At 59.6% G+C, this 24,946-nt stretch carries 25 protein-coding genes and 1 other RNA gene; 5 read left to right on the top strand and 21 right to left on the bottom strand.

The features are described 5' to 3' along the window. From KGB23_RS01965 to rsmI, 14 genes are all read right to left on the bottom strand, one after another. Positions 1-957 carry a D-alanine--D-alanine ligase gene (locus KGB23_RS01965; protein ID WP_223429674.1) on the bottom strand — a complete coding sequence of 319 codons (957 nt, stop codon included), beginning with the start codon at positions 955-957 and terminating at the stop codon, positions 1-3. After that, the gene (gene murC, locus KGB23_RS01960) at positions 954-2,414 is read right to left on the bottom strand and encodes a UDP-N-acetylmuramate--L-alanine ligase (protein WP_150659101.1); all 1,461 of its coding nucleotides are present in this window, start codon (positions 2,412-2,414) and stop codon (positions 954-956) included. The genes KGB23_RS01965 and murC overlap by 4 nt, the downstream gene beginning before the upstream one ends. Continuing rightward, positions 2,407-3,477 (bottom strand): undecaprenyldiphospho-muramoylpentapeptide beta-N-acetylglucosaminyltransferase, encoded by a 1,071-nt coding sequence (gene murG / locus KGB23_RS01955; protein WP_223429673.1) that lies wholly within the window; start codon positions 3,475-3,477, stop codon positions 2,407-2,409. Before murG ends, murC begins: the two co-directional genes overlap by 8 nt. Further along, positions 3,467-4,684 carry a putative lipid II flippase FtsW gene (gene ftsW / locus KGB23_RS01950; RefSeq protein ID WP_008147508.1) on the bottom strand — a complete coding sequence of 406 codons (1,218 nt, stop codon included), beginning with the start codon at positions 4,682-4,684 and terminating at the stop codon, positions 3,467-3,469. The genes murG and ftsW overlap by 11 nt, the downstream gene beginning before the upstream one ends. Next, positions 4,681-6,027 carry a UDP-N-acetylmuramoyl-L-alanine--D-glutamate ligase gene (murD, locus tag KGB23_RS01945; RefSeq protein ID WP_223429672.1) on the bottom strand — a complete coding sequence of 449 codons (1,347 nt, stop codon included), beginning with the start codon at positions 6,025-6,027 and terminating at the stop codon, positions 4,681-4,683. The genes ftsW and murD overlap by 4 nt, the downstream gene beginning before the upstream one ends. A 5-nt stretch (positions 6,028-6,032) precedes the next feature. Next, on the bottom strand, positions 6,033-7,115 hold the full coding sequence (gene mraY, locus KGB23_RS01940; RefSeq protein WP_223429671.1) for a phospho-N-acetylmuramoyl-pentapeptide-transferase: 1,083 nt from the start codon (positions 7,113-7,115) through the stop codon (positions 6,033-6,035). Continuing rightward, the gene (locus KGB23_RS01935) at positions 7,115-8,482 is read right to left on the bottom strand and encodes a UDP-N-acetylmuramoyl-tripeptide--D-alanyl-D-alanine ligase (protein WP_223429670.1); all 1,368 of its coding nucleotides are present in this window, start codon (positions 8,480-8,482) and stop codon (positions 7,115-7,117) included. The genes mraY and KGB23_RS01935 overlap by 1 nt, the downstream gene beginning before the upstream one ends. Continuing rightward, positions 8,475-9,938 (bottom strand): UDP-N-acetylmuramoyl-L-alanyl-D-glutamate--2,6-diaminopimelate ligase, encoded by a 1,464-nt coding sequence (locus KGB23_RS01930; protein ID WP_223429669.1) that lies wholly within the window; start codon positions 9,936-9,938, stop codon positions 8,475-8,477. Before KGB23_RS01930 ends, KGB23_RS01935 begins: the two co-directional genes overlap by 8 nt. Beyond that, the gene (locus KGB23_RS01925) at positions 9,938-11,677 is read right to left on the bottom strand and encodes a peptidoglycan D,D-transpeptidase FtsI family protein (RefSeq protein WP_191623629.1); all 1,740 of its coding nucleotides are present in this window, start codon (positions 11,675-11,677) and stop codon (positions 9,938-9,940) included. Before KGB23_RS01925 ends, KGB23_RS01930 begins: the two co-directional genes overlap by 1 nt. Beyond that, the gene (ftsL, locus tag KGB23_RS01920) at positions 11,677-11,970 is read right to left on the bottom strand and encodes a cell division protein FtsL (protein ID WP_033053422.1); all 294 of its coding nucleotides are present in this window, start codon (positions 11,968-11,970) and stop codon (positions 11,677-11,679) included. Before ftsL ends, KGB23_RS01925 begins: the two co-directional genes overlap by 1 nt. After that, positions 11,967-12,914, bottom strand: a complete 948-nt coding sequence (gene rsmH, locus KGB23_RS01915; protein ID WP_411741480.1) for a 16S rRNA (cytosine(1402)-N(4))-methyltransferase RsmH — start codon at positions 12,912-12,914, stop codon at positions 11,967-11,969. Before rsmH ends, ftsL begins: the two co-directional genes overlap by 4 nt. Continuing rightward, positions 12,911-13,366, bottom strand: coding sequence for a division/cell wall cluster transcriptional repressor MraZ (gene mraZ, locus KGB23_RS01910; RefSeq protein WP_064675969.1), 456 nt, complete (start codon positions 13,364-13,366; stop codon positions 12,911-12,913). Before mraZ ends, rsmH begins: the two co-directional genes overlap by 4 nt. A gap of 355 nt (positions 13,367-13,721) precedes the next feature. Next, positions 13,722-14,075, bottom strand: an RNA gene (rnpB, locus tag KGB23_RS01905) — RNase P RNA component class A. A 75-nt stretch (positions 14,076-14,150) separates the two neighbouring features. Continuing rightward, the gene (gene rsmI / locus KGB23_RS01900; RefSeq protein WP_223429668.1) at positions 14,151-15,056 is read right to left on the bottom strand and encodes a 16S rRNA (cytidine(1402)-2'-O)-methyltransferase; all 906 of its coding nucleotides are present in this window, start codon (positions 15,054-15,056) and stop codon (positions 14,151-14,153) included. Between the two features lie 177 nt (positions 15,057-15,233). Here rsmI and KGB23_RS01895 point away from each other — a divergent pair, with 177 nt between their 5' ends. The 4 genes from KGB23_RS01895 to KGB23_RS01880 all read left to right on the top strand — a co-directional run bounded on the left by KGB23_RS01895 (position 15,234) and on the right by KGB23_RS01880 (position 18,680). Continuing rightward, positions 15,234-17,045, top strand: a complete 1,812-nt coding sequence (locus KGB23_RS01895; protein ID WP_150659108.1) for a penicillin-binding protein activator — start codon at positions 15,234-15,236, stop codon at positions 17,043-17,045. After that, the gene (locus KGB23_RS01890; RefSeq protein WP_019582357.1) at positions 17,045-17,407 is read left to right on the top strand and encodes a YraN family protein; all 363 of its coding nucleotides are present in this window, start codon (positions 17,045-17,047) and stop codon (positions 17,405-17,407) included. Before KGB23_RS01895 ends, KGB23_RS01890 begins: the two co-directional genes overlap by 1 nt. Positions 17,408-17,511: 104 nt before the next feature. Further along, on the top strand, positions 17,512-18,105 hold the full coding sequence (locus KGB23_RS01885) for a phosphoheptose isomerase (protein ID WP_008025961.1): 594 nt from the start codon (positions 17,512-17,514) through the stop codon (positions 18,103-18,105). Beyond that, positions 18,102-18,680: a BON domain-containing protein gene (locus KGB23_RS01880; protein WP_056853208.1), complete on the top strand. Its 579-nt coding sequence runs from the start codon at positions 18,102-18,104 to the stop codon at positions 18,678-18,680. Before KGB23_RS01885 ends, KGB23_RS01880 begins: the two co-directional genes overlap by 4 nt. Positions 18,681-18,731: 51 nt before the next feature. On the opposite strand, the gene KGB23_RS01875 is transcribed toward KGB23_RS01880, so the two are convergent. From KGB23_RS01875 to rplM, 7 genes are all read right to left on the bottom strand, one after another. Beyond that, complete coding sequence (locus tag KGB23_RS01875; protein ID WP_008155980.1) at positions 18,732-19,145, bottom strand: ClpXP protease specificity-enhancing factor; 414 nt, start codon at positions 19,143-19,145, stop codon at positions 18,732-18,734. A gap of 16 nt (positions 19,146-19,161) precedes the next feature. Then, a complete protein-coding gene (locus KGB23_RS01870; RefSeq protein ID WP_008155978.1) occupies positions 19,162-19,779 on the bottom strand; it encodes a glutathione S-transferase N-terminal domain-containing protein in 618 nt (205 codons plus the stop codon). Positions 19,780-19,927: 148 nt separating this feature from the next. Then, positions 19,928-20,710: a cytochrome c1 gene (locus KGB23_RS01865; protein WP_223429667.1), complete on the bottom strand. Its 783-nt coding sequence runs from the start codon at positions 20,708-20,710 to the stop codon at positions 19,928-19,930. After that, a complete protein-coding gene (locus tag KGB23_RS01860) occupies positions 20,710-21,921 on the bottom strand; it encodes a cytochrome b (protein WP_223429666.1) in 1,212 nt (403 codons plus the stop codon). The genes KGB23_RS01865 and KGB23_RS01860 overlap by 1 nt, the downstream gene beginning before the upstream one ends. Then, the gene (gene petA / locus KGB23_RS01855) at positions 21,921-22,514 is read right to left on the bottom strand and encodes a ubiquinol-cytochrome c reductase iron-sulfur subunit (RefSeq protein ID WP_007905300.1); all 594 of its coding nucleotides are present in this window, start codon (positions 22,512-22,514) and stop codon (positions 21,921-21,923) included. The genes KGB23_RS01860 and petA overlap by 1 nt, the downstream gene beginning before the upstream one ends. Before the next feature lie 267 nt (positions 22,515-22,781). Further along, positions 22,782-23,174 carry a 30S ribosomal protein S9 gene (gene rpsI, locus KGB23_RS01850; protein ID WP_003216038.1) on the bottom strand — a complete coding sequence of 131 codons (393 nt, stop codon included), beginning with the start codon at positions 23,172-23,174 and terminating at the stop codon, positions 22,782-22,784. 14 nt (positions 23,175-23,188) lie between these two features. Then, positions 23,189-23,617, bottom strand: a complete 429-nt coding sequence (gene rplM, locus KGB23_RS01845) for a 50S ribosomal protein L13 (protein WP_007905295.1) — start codon at positions 23,615-23,617, stop codon at positions 23,189-23,191. 245 nt (positions 23,618-23,862) lie between these two features. Between rplM and KGB23_RS01840 the strand changes: the two genes are divergently transcribed. Beyond that, complete coding sequence (locus KGB23_RS01840) at positions 23,863-24,903, top strand: NADP(H)-dependent aldo-keto reductase (RefSeq protein WP_046048263.1); 1,041 nt, start codon at positions 23,863-23,865, stop codon at positions 24,901-24,903. Positions 24,904-24,946: the final 43 nt, after the last annotated feature.

The raw sequence follows: 24,946 nt of genomic DNA, 5'->3' as shown, positions 1-24,946 counted from the left end.
TTAACCTCGCGGCTCGATACTTGCGGCCAGAATCGCCAGAACCAGTTGCTGGAAATCCAGACCGGCAGCACGAGCCGCCATCGGCACCAGACTGTGATCGGTCATGCCCGGTGCGGTATTGACTTCCAGGAACCAGAACTGCCCGTCGGCGTCCTGCATCACGTCAGCCCTGCCCCAACCGGCGATACCCAGCGCCTCACAGGCTTTCGCCGTGAGGTCCATCAGTTCTTTTTCTTTGTTGCTGTCCAGGCCACACGGGATCCGGTACTGGGTATCGGAAGCCACGTACTTGGCGTCGTAGTCGTAGAAACTGTGCGTCGTGCCCAGGGCAATCGGTGGCAACACCTGGTCACGCAGGGTGGCGATGGTGAACTCCGGACCTTGAATCCATTGCTCGACCAACACTTGCGAATCGTAGGTACTGGCCGCTTTCCACGCGTCGATCAACTCCGGCGCGGAGGTCACTTTGGCCATCCCGATACTTGAACCTTCATGGGCCGGTTTGACGATCAAAGGGAAGCCCAGTTCCGTCGCCGCCGAAATACAATCGGCCTCGGAGCTCAGTACGGCATGGCGTGGCGTCGGAATACCGAGGCTGTGCCAGACCTGTTTGGTCCGCAGCTTGTCCATGGCCAGCGCGGAAGCAAGGATGCCGCTGCCGGTGTACGGAATACCCAGGCACTCCAGCAGGCCCTGCATGCTGCCGTCTTCACCGCCACGACCGTGGAGAATGATGAAGGCGCGATCGATTTTTTCGTTCAGCAGACGCTGCAAAAGGTCATCGCCCACGTCGAGACCAAACGCGTCCACACCGGCGCTTAGCAGCGCGTCGAGAACCGCGTTACCCGACTTGAGAGAAACCTCACGCTCGGCACTCTTGCCGCCGAAGAGCACGGCGACGCGGCCGAAATCTTTCGGCGCAATAGTGGAGACGAGGTTGGCGTAAGCAGCAGTCATTTCAACTTCCCCACACTCGGCGCAGCAACGGCGCCTGCGAACAACGGACTTTTCAACAGTTTCGGTGCGAGACCACCGATGTCACCGGCGCCCTGGCACAGCAGGATGTCGCCAGCACGCAGCAGCGGCTTGACCACCGGCGCGAGGTCAACACCGCGCTCGATGTAGATCGGGTCGAGCTGACCGCGCTGACGGATGCTGTTGCACAGCTTGCGGCTGTCGGCCCCAGGGATCGGTTCTTCACCGGCCGGGTAGACTTCCATCAGCAGCAGGACGTTAGCGTCGGCCAATACATTGACGAAATCGTCGTACAGGTCGCGGGTGCGGCTGTAACGGTGCGGCTGGTAGACCATCACCAGACGGCGTTCCGGCCAGCCACCGCGCACGGCCTTGATGACCGCGGCGACTTCGGTCGGGTGGTGACCGTAGTCGTCGACCAGCATCACGCTGCCACCGTCTACCGGCAGTTCGCCGTAGACCTGGAAGCGTCGGCCGACACCCTGGAACCCGGACAGGCCCTGGACGATGGCTTCATCGCTGACACCTTCATCGGTAGCGATGCAGATGGTTGCCAGTGCGTTCAACACGTTGTGGTTGCCCGGCATGTTCACCGAGACATCCAGCGGATCGCGATCAGGGCGCAGCACGGTGAAGAAGGTCTGCATGCCCTGCTGACGCACATTGATCGCGCGCACGTCGCAGTCGTCGCCGAAGCCGTAAGTGACCGTCGGACGTTTCACCTGCGGCAGGATTTCACGCACCACCGGATCGTCCAGGCACACCACCGCCAGACCGTAGAACGGCAGGTTGTGCAGGAACTCGACGAAGGTTTTCTTCAGTTTGTTGAAGTCACCGTCGTAGGTCGCCATGTGGTCGGCGTCAATGTTGGTGACTACGGCCACCAGCGGCTGCAAATGCAGGAAGCTGGCGTCGCTTTCGTCGGCTTCGGCGATCAGGTAACGGCTGGTGCCGAGCTGGGCATTGGTGCCCGCGGCATTCAGACGGCCACCGATGACAAATGTCGGGTCGAGCCCACCGGCGGCAAACACCGAAGCGATCAGGCTGGTGGTGGTGGTTTTGCCATGGGTACCGGCGACGGCGATGCCGTGGCGGTAGCGCATCAGCTCAGCCAGCATTTCAGCGCGAGGCACCACCGGAATGCGGCGTTCCAGGGCGGTGGCGACTTCCGGGTTGGAGGTGTTCACGGCACTGGAGGTGACCAGCACATCGGCGGTCGCGGCGTTCTCGGCACGGTGGCCGATAAAGATCTGGGCACCGAAGGACTCGAGACGCTCGGTCACCGGCGAAGCTTTCAGGTCGGAACCGGACACTTCATAGCCCAGGTTCAACAACACTTCGGCGATACCGCACATGCCCACGCCGCCGATTCCGACGAAGTGGATGCGACGGATGCGGCGCATTTCCGGTTGCGGCATGGCTTTCTGATTCTCAACCATGGGCCACCTCCAGGCAGGTATCGACCACGTTACGGGTTGCATCGGGTTTGGCCAGGCGGCGTGCCGCGGTAGCCATGTCGGTCAGTCGTTGTGGTTGCATCAGGACCTCTGTCAGGCGTGCGGCAAGATCCGCTGCGCCAGTCGTTCTTTGCGGCATCAGGAAGGCAGCGCCTTCACGGGCCAAATAATCGGCGTTGCGGGTCTGGTGATCGTCGATCGCGTGGGGCAAAGGCACCAGCATCGAGGGCAGACCGGCGGCGGCCAGTTCACTGATGGTCAACGCGCCTGCGCGGCACACCACCAGGTCGGCCCAGCCATAGGCTTGGGCCATGTCTTTGATGAAAGGCTGCACTTGCGCCTCGACGCCAGCCGCGCGGTAGCGCTCTGCAGTCACTTCATCGTGGTTTTTACCGGCCTGATGAAACACTTCCGGGCGCAGGTCGGGGGCGACTTGCGACAGGGCTTCAGGCAGCAACTTGTTCAACGGTTCTGCGCCCAGGCTTCCGCCCAGGATCAGCAAACGCGCCTTGCGACCGGCCAGAGCCTGCCGCGGTGTGTCGAGGAACAGCTCGGTGCGCACCGGGTTACCGGTGGTCCGACGGCTGCCCGACAGGGTAAAGGTGTCGGGGAACGCTTCACAGACTCGGGCGGCCAACGGCACCAGCAACCGATTGGCGGTACCGGCCACGGCGTTCTGTTCATGAACGATCACCGGCACGCCGGCCAGTTTGGCTGCAACGCCACCAGGACCGGTCACATAACCACCAAAGCCGACGACACACACCGGCCGCAGCTGACGAATGATCGTCCGCGCCTGCCAGATCGACTTGAGCAACATGAACGGCGCCTTGAGCAGGGACAGCTTGCCCTTGCCACGCAGACCACTGGCATTGATTCGATGCAGTTCGATGCCGGCCACCGGGACCAGATCGTTCTCGATGCCACGCGGTGTCCCGAGCCAATGCACGGTGTAACCACGGGCCTGGAATTCGCGGGCACACGCCAGCGCCGGAAACACGTGACCACCGGTGCCGCCCGCCATGATCAATACGTTAGCGCCCATGGGTCGGCTCCTCGGCGAAGTCGCTTTCATGGAACTCCATCTCTTCGCTGCCCAAGTGGGTTCGACTTTCCCATTCGATGCGCAGCAACAAGCCGAGACAGGCACAGCAGATCACCAACGAGCTACCGCCGTAACTGAGGAACGGCAGAGTCAGACCTTTAGTTGGCAGCAGACCGACGTTCACCCCGATGTTGATCAGGAACTGACCAATCCACAGGAACGACAAGCCGTACGCGATGTAGGCGGCGAAAAATTGCTTGGCCTTCTCGGCCCAATAACCGATGTACATGCCACGAATACAGACAAAGACGAACAGCGCCACCGTGCACAAAGAACCCACGGCACCCAGCTCTTCGGCCAGGACCGAGAACACGAAGTCGGTGTGGGCTTCCGGCAGGTAGAACTGTTTCTGCACGCTGTTGCCCAGGCCAACGCCCAGCCATTCGCCGCGACCAAACGCGATCAACGCTTGAGACAACTGATAGCCGGCACCGAACTGGTCGGCCCACGGATCCGCGAAGTTGGTCAGGCGCGCCATTCGATACGGCTGCACTTGAATCAACAACACCACCGCCGCGACCGCCAGGACAACCATCAAGGAAAAACGGAACAGCCCGACCCCGCCGAGGAACAGCATCGCCGCAGCAGCCCCCATCATCACGACGGTGGCACCGAAGTCCGGCTCCATCAGCAACAGACCCGCCATTGGCAGCAGAACGATGAACGGCTTGAAGAAGCCCATCCAGCTTTCACGCACTTCTTTCTGGCGACGCACCAGGTAACCGGCAAGGTAAATAACGACAAATACCTTGGCAATTTCCGACGGCTGAACGTTGAAGAAACTGAAGCCGATCCAGCGCATCGAACCGTTCACTTCACGGCCGATCCCCGGGATGATCACCATCACCAGCAGACCGAACGCACCGATCAGCATCAGCCAGCCCAGGCGTTGCCAGGTGGCGATCGGAATCATCATGGTGACGATGCAGGCACCCAGGCCCAGCACAACGTAGATAAGGTGGCGAATCATGTAGTACAGGGCGCTGCCCGACTGCACAGCCGCCACTTCGGTCGATGCCGATGCAATCATGACCAGCCCGAGGCCGATCAATGCCAGGCAGCCGGCGAGCATCGGGAAGTCGAGGTCGATGCCGCGCCCGGTGATGATCGGCGACGGATAGGGCTTGATGATGTTCATCAGGCTCATGCCAGATCCTCCACGGCGCGGACGAACTGGTGACCACGGTCTTCGTAATTCTTGAACATGTCGAAACTGGCGCACGCAGGCGACAACAACACGGCGTCGCCCGTCTCTGCGATGGCGCGGCATTGCTCGACCGCTTCGATCAGCGAGTTGACGCGAATCAGTGGCACGGCATCGCCGATGGCCTGAGCGATCAGCTCGGAATCTCGGCCCATCAGCACCACGGCGCGGCAGTTGGCCGCCACCGGATCACGCAGGTCCTTGAACTCGGCACCCTTGCCGTCGCCACCGGCGATCAGCACGAGCTTGCCGTCGATGTCCGCGCCCAGGCCTTCTATGGCAGCCAGTGCGGCGCCGACGTTGGTGGCTTTGGAATCGTTGTAGTAGCTCACGCCATTCAGGTCGCGGACCCACTGGCAGCGATGCTCAAGTCCGGCGAAGGTGCGCAGGCTCGAGAGCATGGCGTCGAACGGCAGGCCGACGGCGTGGCCCAGGGCCAATGCCGCCAGGGCGTTGGACTGGTTGTGGGCGCCGCGAATTTTCAACTCGCGCACCGGCATCAGGTTCTGGAATTCGAAGGCCAGGTACTTCTCGCCGTCTTCTTCGCGGATACCAAAGGCCTTGAAATCGGGCTTGCTCAAACCGAAGGTCCAGCATGGCTGACCTTCGCCTATCAGCGGACGGCTGAGGGCATCCTGACGGTTGACCACAAACTGCTTGGCACCCCGGAAGATCCGGTGCTTGGCCAGGTGATAAGCCGGCAGACCGCTGTAGCGGTCCATGTGGTCTTCGCTGACGTTGAGCACGGTCGCCACTTCGGCGTTGAGCTGATCGGTGGTTTCGAGCTGGAAGCTCGACAGTTCCATCACGTACAGCTCGACGTCGTCGCTGAGCAGGTCCAGCGCCGGCGTACCGAGGTTGCCACCAACGGCGACACGCTTGCCGGCCGCCGCAGCCATCTCGCCGACCAGTGTGGTGACGGTGCTTTTCGCGTTGGAACCGCTGATGGCGACAATCGGCGCCTTCGCGTTACGCGCGAACAGCTCGATGTCGCCGGACAATTTCACGCCACGGGCGGCGGCAGCCTGCAGGGCCGGGGTCGCCAGCGCCAGGCCGGGGCTCACGTAGAGCTCGTCGGCGCGGCACAGGAATTCGACGTCCAGCTCGCCACAACGCACTTCCACGTGCGGATAGTCACGCTTGAGCGTGGCCAGTTCCGGTGGATTTTCCCGCGTATCGGCGACAGCAAACGACGTGCCCCGGTTCGCCAGGAAGCGAACCAGGGACATGCCGCTCTTGCCGAGGCCGACAACGATGCGGAAGTGGTCAGAAGCGATCAGAGACACTCGTTCTACCTCAGCTTCAGGGTGGCAAGGCCAACCAGCACGAGAATCACGGTGATGATCCAGAAACGGACGATCACGCGTGGCTCGGGCCAGCCCTTGAGTTCAAAGTGGTGGTGAATCGGTGCCATGCGGAACACACGGCGACCGGTGAGCTTAAAGGACGCGACCTGAATGACGACTGACAGGGTCTCCATCACGAACACGCCGCCCATGATGAACAGGACGATTTCCTGACGGACGATCACCGCGATGGTGCCCAGTGCCGCGCCCAGCGCCAGTGCGCCGACGTCGCCCATGAACACCTGAGCCGGATACGTGTTGAACCAGAGGAACCCGAGGCCCGCGCCGATCAAGGCGCCGCAGAAAACGATCAACTCGCCTGCGCCCGGTACATACGGGATCAGCAGGTATTCAGCGAATTTCACGTTACCCGACAGGTAGCAGAAGATCCCCAACCCGCCGCCGACCATTACGGTAGGCATGATCGCCAGACCGTCGAGGCCGTCGGTCAGGTTGACCGCGTTGCTCGACCCGACAATCACGAAGTAAGTCAGGACAATGAAACCTATGCCCAGCGGAATGCTGTGGTCCTTGAGCATCGGCAGGATCAGGGTGGTTTCCACCGGCGTCGCTGCGGTCATATAAAGGAAGATCGCCGCGCCCAGGCCGAACACCGATTGCCAGAAGTACTTCCAGCGGCTCGGCAAGCCACGGGAGTTCTTCTCGATCACTTTGCGGTAGTCGTCGACCCAGCCGATGGCGCCGAACAGCAAAGTCACCAGCAACACAGTCCAGACATAACGGTTGGTCAGGTCAGCCCAAAGCAACGTGCTGACGCCGATGGATGACAGAATCAGCGCACCACCCATGGTCGGGGTGCCGGACTTGGACAGGTGCGATTGTGGACCGTCGTTACGAACGGATTGACCGATCTGACGGTTCTGTAAAGTGCGGATCATCCACGGGCCATAGCACAGCGACAAAACCAGCGCGGTCAGCACACCGAGAATCCCGCGCAGGGTCAGGTACTGAAAGACCGCGAAGCCTTTGTAGAACTGTTGCAGATACTCCGCTAGCAGCAGCAGCATTAATGTTTCTCCAGGCTGGTCCCGCACAAAGCGGCGACGATGTTTTCCATCGCAGCGCTGCGCGAGCCCTTGATCAAAATGGTGGTGTTTGTGTCTTGCTCGGCGCCCAAGGCCTTGATCAGCTCAGCCTGAGTGGCAAAGTGATAAGCCTGCTCGCCGAAAGCGTTCACGGCGTGAGCCATCATTGGCCCGACAGCGTAAAGCGCGGAAACCTTGCCGCGGGCGTACTCGCCCACATCGCGGTGCCCCTGCTCCGCCCAATCGCCCAACTCGCCGATATCTCCGAGCACCAGAACGGTGCGGCCGGAAAAGCCGGCGAGTATATCAACGGCGGCGCACATGGAGGTGGGGTTCGCGTTGTATGTGTCATCGATTACGCGCATGCCATTGGTGGCCAGTTGCGCGACGGTGCGGCCCTTGACCGGCTGCACCGCGCCGAGGCCGGTGGCGATGCCGAACAGCGACACGCCCAGCGCGTGGGCAGCGGCGGCGGCGGCCATGGCATTGGCGACGTTATGGGTGCCGAGCAGGTTCAGTTGAACGCGCTCCATACCTTCAGGAGTGTGCAGGTTGAACGCCGGGCAACCGCGAGCGTCGCGGTCCAGATCGCTGCCGTAGAAATCGGCACTGACATTGCTCAGGGCGAAGGTCAGCACTTTGCGACCGGCAGCGCGGGTCTTCCAGATGTCGAACGCTTTGTCGTCAAGATTGAGAACGGCGACGCCATCGGCATCGAGCCCTTCAATAATCTCGCCCTTGGCTTCAACGATTTTTTCCGGCCCGCCGAACTCGCCGACGTGGGCGGTCCCGGCGTTGTTGAGCACGGCCACATGAGGCTTGGTCATACCTACGGTGTAGGCGATTTCGCCGAGACGCGAAGCACCCAGTTCGATCACCGCAGCGGTATGTTCCGGTGCGAGCTCGAGCAGGGTCAGCGGAACGCCGAGATCATTGTTCAGGTTGCCACGGGTCGCCAACACCGGACCGCGCGTGCGCAGGATGCTGGCGAGCATTTCCTTGACCGTGGTCTTGCCGCTGGAACCGGTGATGGCCGCAACGGGATGGGTGTAAGCCGCACGGTTCAACGCGCCGAGTTGCCCCAGCGCCTGACGAGTATCTTTCACCAGCAATTGCGGCAGTGCGCTGTCGGCGACTTCGCGTTCGACCAGCGCTGCAACGGCGCCTTTTGCGGCGACGTCATTGAGATAGTCATGACCATCGAAGCGCGGGCCGGTCAGGGCGATAAAGAGCTGGCCTGGCTTGATCGCGCGGCTGTCGATGCTGACGCCGTCGAAGCTGGCATCGGCAGTGACCAGGCGAGCATTCAGCGCGCCGGTCAGTTCGCTCAGTTTCAAGGCTTTAAGCATGGGCCACCTCCCACGCGGTCAAGGCGTGATCGGCCTCGACCAGATCGGAGAAAGCGTGACGCTGGCCGTTGATTTCCTGATAGTCCTCGTGACCTTTACCGGCCAGGACAATCACGTCATCCGCCGAAGCGCTGGCGATCAATTGCGCAATCGCCTGGCCACGGCCAGCGACGAAGGTGACTTTATCCACAGCGGTAAAACCGGCGCGGATGTCGTCGAAAATCACTGCCGGGTCTTCGGTGCGCGGGTTGTCATCGGTCACCAGCACGCCGTCAGCCAGACGCTCGACCACTTCAGCCATTAGCGGACGTTTGCCGCGATCGCGATCACCACCGCAACCGAACAGGCACAGCAAACGGCCTTTGGCGTGAGGACGCAGGGCCATCAAGACTTTTTCCAGCGCATCCGGCGTGTGGGCGTAATCGACCACGACCAGCGGCTGAGTACCGCCGCCGAGGCGCTGCATGCGTCCGGCCGGGCCTTCGAGTTTCGGCAGCACGTTGAGTATTTCGTCCAGCGCATAGTCCAGACCGAGCAAGGCGCCGACCGCGGCCAACACGTTGCTCAGGTTGAAACGACCGAGCAAGGTGCTGCGCAGATGATGCTCACCCTGCGGCGTGACCAACGTGGCGCGCACACCTTCGTCATCGAACTGCGCTTCACGGCAATAAAGGTAGGCGCTGGCATCTTCCAGGCTGTAGGTGATCAATCGCGACTCGCGTTTATCGGCTGCCAGTTGGCGGCCGAATGCGTCGTCGAGGTTAACCACCCGGCACTTCAAATCGTTCCAGGCAAACAGCTTGGCCTTGGCTTCGCCGTAGGCTTGCATGGTGCCGTGGTAATCCAGGTGATCGCGGGACAGGTTGGTCATCACCGCCACATCGAACGCCAGTGCGGTCACGCGGCCCTGATCCAGACCGTGGGAAGAAACTTCCATGGCGACGGCTTTGGCACCGGCCTTTTTCAGGTCAGCGAGGGTTGCCTGCACGGCGATCGGGTTCGGCGTGGTGTGCAAGCCGCTTTCGAGCGTGCCGTAAAAACCGGTGCCCAACGTGCCGACGATGCCGCAGTGCTGGCCGAGCAAGTCCAATGCTTGCGCAACTAACTGCGTCACGCTGGTTTTGCCGTTAGTGCCGGTCACGCCGATCAGGTTCAGGTGACGACTAGGGTCACCGTAAAAACGCCCGGCGATGTCCGACAGCTGCGCCGCCAGGCCTTTGACCGGAATCAGTGGAACATCGGTAATCGGCAATACGGTCGCGCCTTCGACTTCATACGCCACAGCGGCAGCACCGCGTTGCAGGGCATCGGCAATGTGCGCGCGACCGTCGAACTTGCCGCCAGGGACGGCGAGAAACAGATCGCCAGCCCGCACGTTGCGGCTGTCCAGGGTCAGTTCGCGGATCAACAGATCGCGGCCGGCATGGGCGAAAATCTTGTTCAGACTCAGAGACATCAGCCGCGCCCTCCATTGGCTTTCAGCGGAACGACTGGTGTTGCGTTCGCTTGTTGAGTGGGTGGCAGGTTGTCCGGGGTGATGTTCATCAGACGCAAGGTCCCGGACATCACTTTGCTGAACACCGGGGCCGATACCAGACCACCGAAGTAACCGGCCTTGGTCGGCTCATCGATCACCACCACGATGGCGTAGCGCGGATCGTTCATTGGGCCGAAGCCGGCGAACAGCGAGCGGTAGGAATTCTCGGCGTAGCCTTTGGTGCCGACCGACGTTTTACGTGCGGTACCCGACTTGCCGCCCACGTGATACGCCGGCACTTGCGCACGGAATACACCGCGCGGGGCTTCGATCACTTGTTGCAGCATGGTTTGCATGGTTTTCGCGACAGCTTCCGGCAATACCTGTGTGGTTTGCGGCGCCTTGTCGGTTTTGATCAGGGTCAGCGGCGCGAGGCGACCATTGTTGGCCAGGGCCGAGAAGGCGTGGACCAACTGGATCGCGGTCACCGAGATACCGTAGCCGTAAGACAGCGTGGCGGTTTCAGCCTTGCGCCATTCGCGGTAGTTCGGCAGGTTGCCGACGCGCTCGCCCGGGAAGCCCAGGCCGGTGTCCTGACCGAGGCCGACTTTTTGCGCCAGACGGAAAATCGTTTCGCCGCCGATATCGAACGCGACCTTACTCATGCCGACGTTACTGGAGTTGATCAGGATGCCAGTCAGGTCGAGCACCGGACCTTCGCTCTTGGATACGTCCTTGATGGTGTATTTACCAATCTGCAAAGTGCCCGGGTACACCTCGACGGTATCGGTTGGCTTCCAGCGCCCGGTTTCAATCGCGGCGCTCATGGAAATCGCTTTCATGGTCGAACCCGGTTCGAACACGTCGATCATCGCGCGGTTACGCATCATCGCCGGTTGCAGGTTGCGACGGTTGTTCGGGTTGTAGGTCGGCTGGTTGACCATGGCGAGGATCTCGCCGCTCTTCACGTCCATGATCACCAGACTGCCGGCCTTGGCGCCGTTCTCGATGATCGCGTTACGCAATTCACGGTTGGCGAGGTATTGCAGACGCAGGTCAATGGACAACGCCAAGGGCTTTCCGGCCTTGGCGTTTTTGGTGACCTGAACATCCTTGATAAGTCGGCCACGCCGATCCTTGATCACCTGTCGCTTGCCGGGGACCCCGGCCAGCCATTCGTCGTAGGCCAGCTCGACGCCTTCACGACCGTGGTCATCGATGTCGGTAAAACCGACCATATGGGCAGTGACTTCACCGGCCGGGTAGAAACGCCGGAACTCTTCAATGCCATAAACGCCCGGCACTTTCAGATCGAGCACAGACTGGCCCTGCTCGGGGGTCAGCCCGCGCACCAGATAAATGAATTCTTTGTTGGCCTGGGCCTCGAGACGTTCGGCCAGGGCTTTCGGGTCCTGCCCCAAGGCAGCCGCCAGCGCAGGCCACTTTTCTTTGGCCGTTTGCATTTCCTTGGCATTGGCCCAAAGGGTGGTGACTGGAGTACTCACGGCCAAAGGCTCGCCGTTACGGTCGGTGATCAGACCACGGTGAGCCGGAATCGGGATATGACGAACGCTGCGCGCATCGCCCTGACCTTTTAGAAAGGCACGGTCGACTACTTGCAGATCGATAATGCGCCAGGCAATCGCCGCGACCATGACGCCGAGCAAACCCACCACCAGGCGGAACCGCCATGGAAAGAGTGCGCCCTCGAGTTTCATCATGGCGCCACCATCTGCACTTCAGCGGCGCCAGGAATGCGCATCTTCAGTTGCTCGGTCGCCAGGACTTCGATACGGCTGTGGGCGGTCCAGGTGCTCTGTTCGAGAATCAAGCGGCCCCACTCCGCTTGCGCCTTGTCGCGCACGCTCAACTCGTTGTACAGCGAATTCAGCAGTTGACGGTTCCAGTGGGCGCTGTAGGAAACGCCGATGGCCGACACGAGCACGCCAATAAACAGCAGAAACATGAAAAAGCTTCCGCCGGGAAGTGGCTTGGCGAAAAGCTTGCTCACCGCAGCTTCTCCGCGACGCGCATGACGGCGCTACGGGAACGTGGGTTGGCTTTGAGTTCGGCCTCGGAGGCGGACTGCGCTTTGCCATGGATTTTGATTATTGGTTCGAAGGCGACGTGACGTACCGGCAGGTTACGCGGCAGATTGTCGGCTTCGCCTTTCACCAGTTTGCGCATGAACAGTTTGACGATGCGGTCTTCCAGCGAGTGGAAGCTGATGACAACCAGACGGCCGCCGACTTCCAGGCATTCCAGCGCGGCTTCGAGGCCGGCTTCCAGATCACCCAGTTCGTTGTTGACGTGAATACGCAAGCCCTGGAACGCACGGGTCGCCGGGTTTTTGCCCTTTTCCCATGCCGGGTTGGCGACTTTCAGGACTTCAGCCAGATCGGCAGTGCGCTCGAACGGCTTGATGTCACGACGCTCGGCCACGGCACGGGCCATGCGGCCGGAGAAACGTTCTTCGCCGTATTGCTTGAACACCCGGGCGATTTCTTCCACCGGGGCGGTGTTGACGAATTCGGCAGCGCTGATCCCGCGGGACGGGTCCATGCGCATGTCCAGCGGGCCATCATTGAGGAAACTGAAGCCGCGCTCAGGATCGTCGAGCTGCGGCGAGGACACGCCGAGGTCGAGCAAAACGCCGCTGACCTTGCCGTCCAGGCCACGTTCGGCGACTTCCGAACCGAGCTCGGCAAAGCTGCGCTGCACAACGACAAAGCGGCCGTCTTCGGCCGCTAGCGTTTGCCCGGTGGCAATCGCTTGAGGATCTTTATCGAATCCGAGCACCCGCCCCTCGGGACCGAGCTGGCTGAGGATCAACCGGCTGTGTCCGCCGCGCCCGAACGTACCGTCCAGATAGCAGCCATCAGGGCGTACGGCGAGAGCCTCCACGGCTTCGTCAAGCAGTACGGTGATGTGGTTAAAGCCGCTATCAATAGTCACAGGATCAAATCACGCAGTTCATCAGGCATAGAGCCCGGTTGTTGAATAGCAGCCAGGTCTGCGGCAGAAACCGCATCCCAGGCATCCTCGTCCCACAATTGGAACTTGTTCAGTTGGCCTACCAACATCGCGCGCTTATCCAACCTGGCATATTCACGAAGACGCGGCGGAACCAGAAAACGACCACTGCCATCGAGCTCAAGGTCGACGGCATTACCAATCAGTAAACGTTGCAGGCGGCGGTTCTCTTCGCGAAGCGAAGGCAGTGCGCGCAGTTTGGTTTCAATAATTTCCCACTCATCGAGGGGGTAAACACACAAACACGGATCAACGGCATCAATTGTGACGATTAACTGACCGGAACTACGCGAAACGAGCTCGTCACGGTACCGGCTCGGCATAGCGAGACGGCCCTTTGCGTCGAGACTGATAGCGTTAGCTCCGCGAAACACGTCAGCGCTTCTCCAAATATTAGCGTTTTGAGCTCAAAAAACCCACTTCATGCCACTTTCCGCCACTTGCGCACACTATAGGAATGCGGCCACCGCACCGTCAAGGCGCGGATTAAAGGAAAAGCCTTACAGAACTGAGATTTAGGAGCGCAAAAGGAGGGGTAGCGAGAATCTGACGTGTCATCCTGTTCAATAACTTGAACCAGCACTGAAGGCTGCGCTCGAAAGTTAAAGTAGTTTGTTAAGAGTAAGATTTTTTTGGTATTACGAAAGTGCTTCTGCTGTTGATTCTGTAAGGAGGGAAATTGCTACTACAGGCGCCCTGCTCAATGATTAAAGCAGGGAGGGGAAAAAGGTGGAGAGTCGATCTGTAAGCCGGGTTCTGTCTTGAACAGTCATTCGTCTACGATGGCCATCACTGGACATCTTTAGCAACCTACCCGGTCCCAGCGCGGGCCACGCCTTGGGACCCTATTTGGTCTTGCTCCAAGTGGGGTTTACCTAGCCACGAACTGTTGCCAGACGTGCGGTGCGCTCTTACCGCACCTTTTCACCCTTACCGGCGCCGAAGCGCTTAGGCGGTTATTTTCTGTGGCACTTTCCGTAGGCTCACGCCTCCCAGGCATTACCTGGCACTTCGCCCTATGGAGCCCGGACTTTCCTCCCCCCCCTAATTTTCATAGAGGGCAGCGACTGTCCGATCGACTCTCCGCCGCGAAGATTAACGGCAGAGCGGCCGAAGGACAAGCGCTAAACGCCTTGGGCCACGCCTGCACGTCGGTTTTTACTCGCCCTTCTGTTTATCCAGCGCGACCTGATAGAGCACATTCTTGCGCTCGCCGGTAATTTGCGCCGCCAACGCCGCGGCTCGCTTGAGCGGCATTTCTTCAAGCAACAGATTCAGAATGCGCATCGCTTCACTGCTGACGGCGTCTTCGGTCTCGGGGGCAGACCAACCCGCCACCAACACCACGCACTCACCGCGCTGCTGATTGCTGTCTGACTCGACGAACTCGCGCAACTCGGCCAGCGGCAAGCCTTTAAGGGTTTCGAAAGTCTTGGTCAGCTCGCGCGCCAGCAACGCTGGACGCTCACCACCAAACACCAACTCCATGTCTTGAAGGCACTCAAGGATCCGGTGTGGGGCTTCATAAAAGATCAGCGTGCGCGGCTCTTCTTTTACCAGTTCAAGTCGAGCGCGCCGACCGACAGCCTTGGCCGGCAGAAAGCCTTCGAAGATGAAACGGTCCGACGGCAACCCCGCCGCCGACAACGCTGCGATCAACGCGCAGGCGCCCGGAACCGGCACCACATTGATACCCGCAGCACGAGCCTGACGCACGAGGTGATAACCCGGATCGGAAATCAACGGCGTGCCCGCATCGGAAATCAGCGCCACATCGTCGCCGGCGAGCAAGCGTGTGATAAAGCGGCTACCTTCATCCCGCTCATTGTGTTCATGGCAAGCTGCCAGCGGTGTAGGAATGCCGAAATGCTGCATCAATCGCTGTGAGTGACGGGTGTCTTCGGCGGCGATCAGGGCGACCTCGCGCAGGATTTTCAGCGCACGCGCGCTGATGTCGTCCAGGTTGCCGATGGGCGTCGCCACCACATAAAGCGAGCCAGCAGCGGAATTCAAAGCACCTGGAGCAGTCAAAGCGCACACCTCATGATCGGTAAAAACCGCCATTGTAGCGCGTCGTGAGGTTCGCGATACGCGCAAGCAACCCTCGGTTTTGCAGCCTTTTGTGCAGTGCTGCAACATTTGCACGAGCTAAATTGATCGATTCACACCAGTAACATCGCGCCCCGGCCAGTGCTTGGGTACAATTCCACGCTAATTTGATCGAGTATCAGGAACACTTACATGATCGCTTGCCTGCGGCTGCTCACTGCCCTCTGCCTCGCTGCCTTGCTGGCGGCTTGCGCCAGCTCGCCCTCCTCCAGCCTTGGCGAACTTCCTCGGACCCCGGATGCCAGTATCGAGCAATTGCTCGCACAGGCAGCTCAAAGCAAAGACCCGGAAAAAGCCTCCCTGTTGCGCCTGAGCGCAGCAGACCTGGCCTATCGTCAGGGGAATGCCGGCCAGTCCGCGCAAATCCTGCAACAAGTCCCCGTCGAAACACTCAAGCCTGGCCAACAGGTTTTCGCCAGTACCCTGGCGGCTGAACTGGCCATGGTTCGCAATCAGCCCAAAGCGGCGCTGACAGCCTTGAGTCATCCGAGCCTGCAACGCCTGAGTGAACTGCCGGTCGAGCAACAGGTTCGCACCGGCACCGTCCATGCCCGCGCCCTTGAAGCCGATGGCCAGACGCTGGCCGCCGCACGGGAGCGCATCTTCATCGCGCCAATGCTTGAAGGTGAAGCCGCGAGCAAAAACCACGAAGCTATCTGGACCCTGATCGCCTCGCTGCCGACCGACCAGTTGCAGCCAACCACTACCGACGACCTCGGCGGCTGGATGGGCCTGGCGCTGGCTGTGAAAACTGCCGGCACCCTGGAACAGCAGCAAGCCGCAATCGACAACTGGCGCGCACAGAATCCAAAGCACCCGGCCGCCATTCAATTGCCGCTGCCACTGACCAAGCTCAAGGAACTGGCCAGCCAGCCCCTGAGCAAAATCGCCCTGCTGCTGCCACAGGACGGCCCGCTGGCGTCGGTCGGCAAAGCACTGCGCGAAGGTTTCATGGCTGCTCACTACCAGGCCCAACAAGCCGGGCAGAAGCCGCCAGCCATCGAGTTCTATGACAGCTCGCGCCTGACGTCCCTTGATGAGTTCTATCGCAAGGCTCAGGCCGACGGCGTGCAACTGGTGGTCGGCCCGCTGGAGAAACCGCTGGTCAAACAGCTCAGCGCTCGCCCGCAACTGCCGATCACCACCCTGGCGCTGAATTACAGCGAAGGCGCACAAGGTCCGGCCCAACTGTTCCAGTTCGGTCTTGCGGCTGAAGACGAAGCCCGCGAAGTGTCCCGCCGCGCTCGCGCCGATGGCCTGCATCGCGCAGCCATCATGGTGCCGAAAGGCGAATGGGGCGATCGCGTGTTGAGAGCGTTCAGCCAGGATTGGCAGGCTAACGGTGGCAGCATCGTCGCCACCGAACGCGTCGACCAACCGGTTCAACTGGCCCAGCAAATTGCCGACATGTTCCAGCTGCGTCAGAGCGAAGGTCGTGCCAAGAGCCTGCAAAGCACCGTTGGCGGGCAGGTAGCTGCGCAGCCTTCGCGTCGCCAGGACATCGAGTTCATCTTCCTGGCCGCAACGCCTCAGCAAGCCCAGCAGATCAAGCCGACCCTGAACTTCCAGTACGCCGGCGACGTGCCGGTTTATGCCACCTCCCACGTGTTCAGCGCCAGCGGCGATGTAAATCAGTACAACGACATGAACGGCATTCGCTTCTGCGAAACCCCATGGTTGCTGGAGGCCAATGATCCACTGCGCAAACAGGTCACTGCACAATGGCCACAGGCTGCTGGCAGCCTGGGTCGTCTGTACGCGATGGGTGTTGATGCCTATCGCCTGGCACCACGCCTGGGTCAACTCAAGGCTCTGCCGGACAGCCGCATCGAAGGTCAATCGGGCAGCCTGGGCATGACTCAGAACCAACGTGTGGTCCGCCAGTTGCCGTGGGCACAGTTCGTCAGCGGCCAGGTTCAACGCCTGCCGGACACCCCGCGCTGATGCCCGACAGATCACGCCAGCAAAGCGGTAAAGATGCCGAGCGCCATGCGCTCGAGCATCTTCAACAACAAGGTCTGCGCCTGCTGGCGCAGAACTGGTTGTGTAAACGCGGTGAGCTTGATCTGGTCATGCTTGATGGCGATACAGTAGTATTCGTAGAAGTCCGCTATAGAAAAAACACTCAATGGGGTGGCGCGCTCGATAGCATTGATGAGCGCAAACGGCAGAAGCTGATATTTGCCGCGCAGTATTTTCTTCAGCGCGAGTCGCGCTGGGCCAATTCCCCTTGCCGTTTCGACGTGGTTGCCATCGACAGCAACCTCGATCAGTTGAACTGGTTGCAGAATGCCTTCGACAGCTGATCGCGTGCGCCCCGAACCGGACACTTTCACCCAACACTTTTGCTCTTTGCTTTGCGGGCTGCACATTCATGTGCCGAGTAGCCGCGCTAATTAAGGTCACACAGATGGACATGCAATCCCGAATTCGCCAGCTTTTTCAGGCCAGTATCGATACCAAGCAAATGGCGATGGACGTACTTGCACCGCACATCGAGCAAGCCAGCCAAGTGATGGTCAACGCCCTGCTCAACGAAGGCAAAATGCTGTCCTGCGGCAACGGCGGCTCTGCCGGTGATGCCCAGCACTTCTCGTCCGAGCTGCTCAACCGTTTCGAGCGCGAGCGTCCGAGCCTGCCAGCGATTGCGCTGACCACCGACAGCTCGACGATCACCTCGATCGCCAACGACTACAGCTACAACGAAATCTTCTCCAAACAGATCCGCGCCCTCGGCCAGCCGGGTGACGTATTGCTGGCGATTTCCACCAGCGGCAACTCGGCAAACATTATTCAAGCGATCCAGGCCGCACATGATCGCGAAATGATTGTCGTAGCATTGACCGGTCGCGATGGCGGCGGCATGGCGTCGCTGCTATTGCCCGAGGACGTCGAGATTCGCGTACCGGCCAACGTCACCGCACGTATTCAGGAAGTCCACCTGCTGGCGATCCATTGCCTTTGCGATTTGATCGACAGCCAACTGTTCGGGAGTGAAGAATGACCCCTAATCGCCTAGGCCTTCTGGCCTTGACCCTGTGCCTCGGCATCAGCGGCTGCACCTCGGTGGTTAACGCCAGCCGTGAAGCACCGATTGAAGATGACCGCGGCACCCGCACCTTCGGCAGCAAGATCGACGACTCTCTGATCGACACCAAGGTCGGCGTGAACATCGCCAAGGCCGATCCAGCCCTGGATAACGACTCGCACATCGTCGTCACCAGCTTCAACGGTGTCGTGCTGCTCGCCGGGCAAACCCCGCGCGCCGACCTCAAGGCCAAGGCCGAACAGGCCGCTGCGGCTGTTCAGCGGGTGAAGACAGTCCACAACGAACTGCAAATCTTGCCACCTTCCGGATTCCTTGCCCGCCAGAACGACACCTGGCTGACCTCCAAGATCAAGACCCAGATGCTCACCGATCCGAACATTCCGGGCTCGCGCATCAAGGTTGTCACCGAGAACGGCATCGTCTACCTGCTGGGCCTGCTGACCAAGCAGGAAGCTGCCCAAGCCACCAACCTGGTGCAAGGCGTTTCCGGGGTGCAGAAGATTGTGAAGTTGTTTGAATACATCGACTGACACGCAACACGCAGGCACAAAAAAGGCGATCCTTGCGGATCGCCTTTTTTATTACTTCACCACCTTCAAACTCGGTCGACCGCTGGGACGCGGCGGCTCGCTGTCGGGTGGCGGAATATCGTCATCCGGCTCGATCTCTTCCTCGTCTTCCATAGGCGATTCCAGATCGAACACCATGCCCTGACCGTTCTCCCGGGCGTAAATACCCAGGATCGATGCGATAGGCACGTACAGGGTGTGCGGCACGCCACCGAAGCGCCCTTCGAAGCTGACCGCTTCGTTGTCCATGTGCAGATGACGCACGGCTGCCGGCGATACGTTCAGGACAATCTGTCCGTCACTGGCAAAACCCTGAGGCACCTGCACCGACGGATACTCGGAATTGACCAGCATGTGCGGGGTGCAATCGTTGTCCACAATCCACTCATAGAGCGCGCGGACCAGATAAGGTCGACTGGAGTTCATAGCGGCTCCTTAAGCCTTAGCGCATATCGCGTTCGACACCAGACAGACTCGCCTGGAAAGCCTCACGCGCAAACGAGCGCTCCATGTAATCAAGCAGCGGCTTGGCAGGCCGCGGCAGTTCAATACCCAGAATCGGCAATCGCCAGAGTATTGGCAATAGGCAGCAATCCACCAGACTTTGTTCCTCACTGAGGAAAAACGGCTTGTCGGCGAACAACGGCGACACGCCGGTCAGGCTTTCGCGCAGCTCTTTACGAGCCACGACACGGGCTGCTTCCTTGGACCGGGAATCCAGGATCAGATCCACCAGACCACACCAGTCACGCTGAATACGATGAATCAGCAGACGGCTGTTGGCACGCGCCACTGGATAAACCGGCAGTAAAGGCGGGTGCGGGTAACGCTCATCCAGATATTCCATCACCACGGTCGACTCCCACAACGCCAGGTCACGATCGACCAGGGTGGGCAAGCTGCCGTAAGGGTTCACTTCAATCAGTTTAGGCGGCTGGCGACCAGCCTCCACGTAAATGATCTCGGCGCTGACACCCTTCTCTGCAAGTACGATACGCACTCGGTGGGAATAGTGGTCGGCGGGGTCGGAGTAACAGGCCAACCGATTGGTCACGCCCATGGCGGTCCTCCTCGCTTGTTGAAATTATCGGAAACGGAAAAACGCGCGCGCCCAGAGGGCGCCTCCCGTAACGCCTGGATCACCAGGCTCGTTACACCTTCAGAGACGCCCTTGGGCGCGCGCGATTGACAGCAATTTTACAGCAATATCAATGGACGTCTTTCCAGTATTCACGCTTGAGCAAGTATGCGAATACGAAGAAGAACGCCAGGTACAGCAACACATAGGTACCGATGCGCTGATGCTGCAGCTTCACCGGGTTGGCCGAGTAGGCCAGGAAGGTCACCAGATTCTTGACCTTCTCGTCGAACTGCTCTTCGTTCAGCGTGCCGGTTTTCGGCAGTACGGTCAGCTGGTCGCAGGCTTCATGAGTCAAAGCCGTGCCCGTCAGCGGATCGTATTGCTTCTTGCCGCCTTCGACGATTTGAACTTGTTTACAGCCTACCACCTGACGACCCTGCAGGCCGACCAGAACGTTAGGCATCCCGACGTTCGGGAACACCTTGTTGTTCACGCCCCAAGGACGCGATGGGTCTTCGTAGAAAGACTTCAGGTAACCGTAGAGCCAGTCAGTTCCACGAACGCGGGCGACCAGGGTCAGGTCGGGCGGCGCCGCACCGAACCAGGTCTTGGCGTCAGCCGGCTGCATGCCGATGCTCATGTGGTCGCCAATCTTGGCGCCGGTGAACACCAGCTTCGAGAGCATCAGGTCGTGCGGAATGCCCAAGTCATCGGCGACACGCTCGTAACGCTGGAACTTGGCGCTGTGACAGCCCATGCAGTAGTTGGCGAATGTACGCGCGCCATCCTGCATGGCAGCCTTGTCGGAAACGTCGATGTCGACCTTTTCGAGCTCAGGACCACCGTGTTCGGCCGCGAAGGACAGCACAGGCAAAACAGCAAGAATCAGTACAGCAAATAGCTTTTTCATCAGCCAGTCACCCTTTCCGGAACCGGTTTGGTCTTCTCGAGCCTGGTGTAGAACGGCATCAGAATGAAGTAGGCGAAGTACAGGAAGGTACATACCTGCGACAGCAACGTCCGCTCAGGGGTTGGGGCCAGTACGCCCAGCACGCCCAGGATCACGAACGAGATGCAGAACACCCAGAGCCAGATCTTGCTCATCCACCCTTTGTAGCGCATCGACTTGACCGGACTACGATCGAGCCATGGCAGGACAAACAGCACAGCGATGGCCGCACCCATGGCGATAACGCCCAGGAGCTTGTCCGGAATCGCCCGCAGAATCGCGTAGAACGGTGTGAAGTACCAGACCGGAGCGATGTGCTCTGGTGTCTTGAAGGCGTTCGCCACTTCAAAGTTCGGCTTCTCGAGGAAGTAGCCGCCCATTTCCGGGAAGAAGAACACGATCGAGCAGAAGATGAACAGGAACACCACCACGCCGACGATATCTTTCACGGTGTAGTACGGGTGGAAAGCAATGCCGTCCAGCGGTACGCCGTTTTCGTCTTTGAATTTCTTGATGTCCACGCCGTCCGGGTTGTTCGAACCGACTTCGTGCAGCGCCAGAACGTGCAGCACCACCAGACCGAGGATCACGATCGGCAAGGCCACAACGTGCAGGGCGAAGAAGCGGTTCAGAGTGATACCGGAAATCAGGTAGTCACCACGGATCCACTGAGTCAGATCGTTGCCGATGACCGGGATCGCACCGAACAGCGAGATGATCACCTGGGCACCCCAGTAGGACATCTGCCCCCACGGCAGCAGGTAACCCATGAAGGCTTCAGCCATCAGCGCCAGATAGATCAGCATACCGAAGACCCACACCAGCTCACGCGGCTTCTGGTACGAACCGTAGAGCAAGCCACGGAACATGTGCAGATAGACCACGATGAAGAACGCCGAGGCGCCGGTGGAGTGCAGCAGACGCAGGATCGAGCCGTACTCGACGTCGCGCATGATGTATTCGACGGAAGCAAATGCCTCTTCCGCCGACGGGGTGTAGCTCATGGTCAGCCAGACACCGGTAACGATCTGGTTGACCAGAACGAGCAGTGCGAGGGAACCAAAGAAATAGAAGAAGTTGAAGTTCTTCGGGGCGTAGTACTTGCTGAGATGGTCTTCCCACATTTTGGTCGCGGGAAAGCGCGCATCAACCCAATCCATGAACTTGCTCATCACGCTTTCTCCGTATCGACGCCAATGACAATGATGTCATCGGTCTCATAGGAATGCGGGGGAACTGGCAGGTTCAAAGGCGCAGGTTGCGACTTGTAGACGCGGCCAGCCAGATCGTAGTGGGAACCGTGGCAAGGGCAGAAATAACCACCTACCCAGTCCTTGCCCAGATCCGCAGGTGCCACTTCTGGACGGAAGGTCGGCGAGCAACCCAGGTGCGTGCAGATACCGATCAGCAGCAGAACCTCTGGCTTGATCGACCGCGTTTCTGGATCGACGTAGGTCGGTTGTGTCGAGTTCTTGGAGGTCGGGTCAGACAACTGGCCCTCGATCTTTTTCAGATTCCCCAGGATTTCCTCGGTACGGCGGACAATGAACACCGGCTGACCGCGCCACTCAGCAATCATCTGCTGACCTGGCTCGATTTTGCTGACATTCACCTTCACCGGTGCACCTGCGGCTTTCGCCTTGGCACTGGGAAACCATGACCCCACGAACGGGACCGCAGCCCCCACCGCTCCTGCAGCACCCACCACGGATGTGGCTGCTACCAAGAAGCGACGCCGGCCTGCATTCACGCCGTCATTGCTCATTCAGTCCTCTCCCATCAGCTTTGTGGCCTGTTAAATCAGGCGTCTACTAAGTAAAAATCTGAACTTATAAAAATTTTGCCGAATGGTAATGAAAAGCCCCAATTCTGACAAGGTAATTACCGAGGGGCTCCACTGCCAAGCCTTGCAGTATAGGGCTTCTACGGCTGTGGCAAGTTGTCACAGAGCAATTCTTTGATAAATCGCGCCCATAAAAAAACGCCCAGCTTCGCGAGGAAACTGGGCGTTCTTTTTGAACGTAAAAGCGAATTAACGCTTCGAGTACTGCGGACGCTTACGCGCTTTACGCAGACCAACTTTCTTACGTTCAACTTCACGTGCATCGCGAGTAACGAAGCCAGCTTTGCGCAGAGCGCCACGCAGGGTTTCGTCGTACTGCATCAGTGCGCGAGTGATACCGTGGCGGATTGCGCCAGCTTGACCACTTACACCACCACCGATCACGGTGACGTAGATGTCGAATTTCTCGACAGTCTCAGTCAGTTCCAGCGGCTGACGAACTACCATGCGGGCAGTTTCGCGGCCGAAGAAATTTTCCAGGGTGCGGTTGTTGATGGAGATGTTACCAGTACCCGGACGCAGGAAAACGCGTGCGGTTGCGGTCTTGCGACGGCCAGTGCCGTAATTTTGAGTCGCCGACATAATGAACTATTCCGTTAAAACTTCAGTTCTTGGGGCTGCTGAGCAGTATGAGGGTGTACAGCGCCCGCATAGACTTTCAGCTTACGATACATGTCGCGACCCAGTGGGTTCTTAGGCAGCATGCCTTTAACCGCGGTCTCGATCACGCGCTCAGGGGCTTTAGCGATCAGCTTTTCGAAGTTGATCGACTTGATGCCGCCCGGGAAACCGGAGTGGGAGTAGTAGATTTTGTCGGTGGTTTTAGCACCGGTTACACGAATCTGCTCGGCATTGATAACGACGATGTAATCGCCGGTGTCAACGTGAGGAGTGTACTCAGCTTTATGCTTGCCACGCAGACGGCTCGCGATTTCGGTGGCCAGACGACCCAGGGTCTGACCTGCAGCGTCGACGACAAACCAGTCGCGCTGTACTGTTTCCGGTTTAGCAGTAAAAGTTTTCATTCTTTATAGCCTCAGGGGCCGCCCTGTAAATTAGACGGCGGATCTTACTGAATAGTGCGTACTTTGACAAGTCAAAGGCAGCCGGATACAGACGCTTTCGGGGGCTCGGGTCGGCGCGTCCGTTCAACGGCAAGATTCTTCGGCGGCGGCGCATCACTTCCACTGCAGAAAGAGGTGCGCAATTATGCAGATTGCGAAAAATAATTCAACCTGCTTTTATGATTGTTTTGCCCAAGGAGCACCCGATGGACTATCGCCAGCTAGGCCGAACCAATCTGAACGTGAGCGCCATCTGCCTCGGAACCATGACCTGGGGCGAGCAAAACAGCGAGGCTGAAGCCTTCGCCCAGATTGAACGGGCCAAGAGTGCCGGGATCAATTTCATCGATACCGCCGAGATGTACCCGGTGCCGCCCAAGGCCGAAACCTACGCCACCACCGAGCGCTACATCGGCAATTACTTCAAAAGCCGCGGTGATCGCGCTGACTGGATCCTCGCGAGCAAGATCGCCGGCCCCGGCAACACCATCGACTACATCCGCGACAAAAACCTGCGACACAACCGCCAGCACATCACCGAAGCCGTGGACGCCAGCCTCAAGCGCTTGCAGACCGACTACATCGACCTCTACCAGCTGCATTGGCCGGAGCGCAGCACCAATTTCTTTGGTCAGCTCGGTTACAAACACCAGACCGAAGCCAACCTCACGCCTCTGGAGGACACCCTCGAAGCGCTGGACGAACAGGTCAAGGCCGGCAAGATCCGCCACATCGGCCTGTCCAACGAAACTCCGTGGGGCACCATGCGCTTCCTCGCCCTGGCCGAAGCCCGTGGCTGGCCGCGCGCCGTGTCGATCCAGAACCCGTACAACCTGCTCAACCGCAGCTTCGAAGTCGGACTGGCAGAAATCGCCATCCGCGAACAGTGCGGCCTGCTCGCCTATTCGCCGCTGGCGTTCGGTTTCCTGTCGGGCAAGTACGAAGGTGGCGCGCGTCCGCCCAAAGGCCGCCTGAGCCTCTACAGCCGCTTCAGCCGCTATTTCAACCCGCAGTCGGAAGCCGCGTGCAGTCGTTATGTGGCACTGGCGCGTGAACACGGCCTGGATCCGGCGCAAATGGCGTTGGCGTTTGTCACTCAGCAGCCATTTGTGACCAGCAACATCATTGGCGCGACGACGATGGAGCAACTGGAGAGCAACATCGCCAGTTTTGATCTGAAATTGTCGGAAGAGGTACTGGAAGGGATCGAGGCGATTCACAAGGATCACCCGAATCCTGCACCTTGATTGATTCATAGACCCATTCGCGAGCAAGCCCGCTCCCACATTT

It is taken from the genome of Pseudomonas sp. GL-B-26, from assembly GCF_019947405.1.
GTDB lineage: Bacteria > Pseudomonadota > Gammaproteobacteria > Pseudomonadales > Pseudomonadaceae > Aquipseudomonas.
The sequence above is the reverse complement of the archived record's forward strand: the minus strand, read 5'-3'. Positions and strand labels throughout refer to the sequence as shown.

Excerpts from the sequence above, each read along its gene's own strand:
- KGB23_RS01965 (WP_223429674.1), bottom strand. The coding sequence starts at position 957 with ATGACTGCTGCTTACGCCAACCTCGTCTCCACTATTGCGCCGAAAGAT.
- murC (WP_150659101.1), bottom strand. The coding sequence starts at position 2,414 with ATGGTTGAGAATCAGAAAGCCATGCCGCAACCGGAAATGCGCCGCATC.
- murG (WP_223429673.1), bottom strand. The coding sequence starts at position 3,477 with ATGGGCGCTAACGTATTGATCATGGCGGGCGGCACCGGTGGTCACGTG.
- ftsW (WP_008147508.1), bottom strand. The coding sequence starts at position 4,684 with ATGAGCCTGATGAACATCATCAAGCCCTATCCGTCGCCGATCATCACC.
- mraY (WP_223429671.1), bottom strand. The coding sequence starts at position 7,115 with ATGCTGCTGCTGCTAGCGGAGTATCTGCAACAGTTCTACAAAGGCTTC.
- KGB23_RS01935 (WP_223429670.1), bottom strand. The coding sequence starts at position 8,482 with ATGCTTAAAGCCTTGAAACTGAGCGAACTGACCGGCGCGCTGAATGCT.
- KGB23_RS01930 (WP_223429669.1), bottom strand. The coding sequence starts at position 9,938 with ATGTCTCTGAGTCTGAACAAGATTTTCGCCCATGCCGGCCGCGATCTG.
- KGB23_RS01925 (WP_191623629.1), bottom strand. The coding sequence starts at position 11,677 with ATGAAACTCGAGGGCGCACTCTTTCCATGGCGGTTCCGCCTGGTGGTG.
- rsmI (WP_223429668.1), bottom strand. The coding sequence starts at position 15,056 with ATGGCGGTTTTTACCGATCATGAGGTGTGCGCTTTGACTGCTCCAGGT.
- KGB23_RS01895 (WP_150659108.1), top strand. The coding sequence starts at position 15,234 with ATGATCGCTTGCCTGCGGCTGCTCACTGCCCTCTGCCTCGCTGCCTTG.
- KGB23_RS01890 (WP_019582357.1), top strand. The coding sequence starts at position 17,045 with ATGCCCGACAGATCACGCCAGCAAAGCGGTAAAGATGCCGAGCGCCAT.
- KGB23_RS01885 (WP_008025961.1), top strand. The coding sequence starts at position 17,512 with ATGGACATGCAATCCCGAATTCGCCAGCTTTTTCAGGCCAGTATCGAT.
- KGB23_RS01880 (WP_056853208.1), top strand. The coding sequence starts at position 18,102 with ATGACCCCTAATCGCCTAGGCCTTCTGGCCTTGACCCTGTGCCTCGGC.
- KGB23_RS01875 (WP_008155980.1), bottom strand. The coding sequence starts at position 19,145 with ATGAACTCCAGTCGACCTTATCTGGTCCGCGCGCTCTATGAGTGGATT.
- KGB23_RS01870 (WP_008155978.1), bottom strand. The coding sequence starts at position 19,779 with ATGGGCGTGACCAATCGGTTGGCCTGTTACTCCGACCCCGCCGACCAC.
- KGB23_RS01865 (WP_223429667.1), bottom strand. The coding sequence starts at position 20,710 with ATGAAAAAGCTATTTGCTGTACTGATTCTTGCTGTTTTGCCTGTGCTG.
- KGB23_RS01860 (WP_223429666.1), bottom strand. The coding sequence starts at position 21,921 with ATGAGCAAGTTCATGGATTGGGTTGATGCGCGCTTTCCCGCGACCAAA.
- petA (WP_007905300.1), bottom strand. The coding sequence starts at position 22,514 with ATGAGCAATGACGGCGTGAATGCAGGCCGGCGTCGCTTCTTGGTAGCA.
- rpsI (WP_003216038.1), bottom strand. The coding sequence starts at position 23,174 with ATGTCGGCGACTCAAAATTACGGCACTGGCCGTCGCAAGACCGCAACC.
- rplM (WP_007905295.1), bottom strand. The coding sequence starts at position 23,617 with ATGAAAACTTTTACTGCTAAACCGGAAACAGTACAGCGCGACTGGTTT.
- KGB23_RS01840 (WP_046048263.1), top strand. The coding sequence starts at position 23,863 with ATGGACTATCGCCAGCTAGGCCGAACCAATCTGAACGTGAGCGCCATC.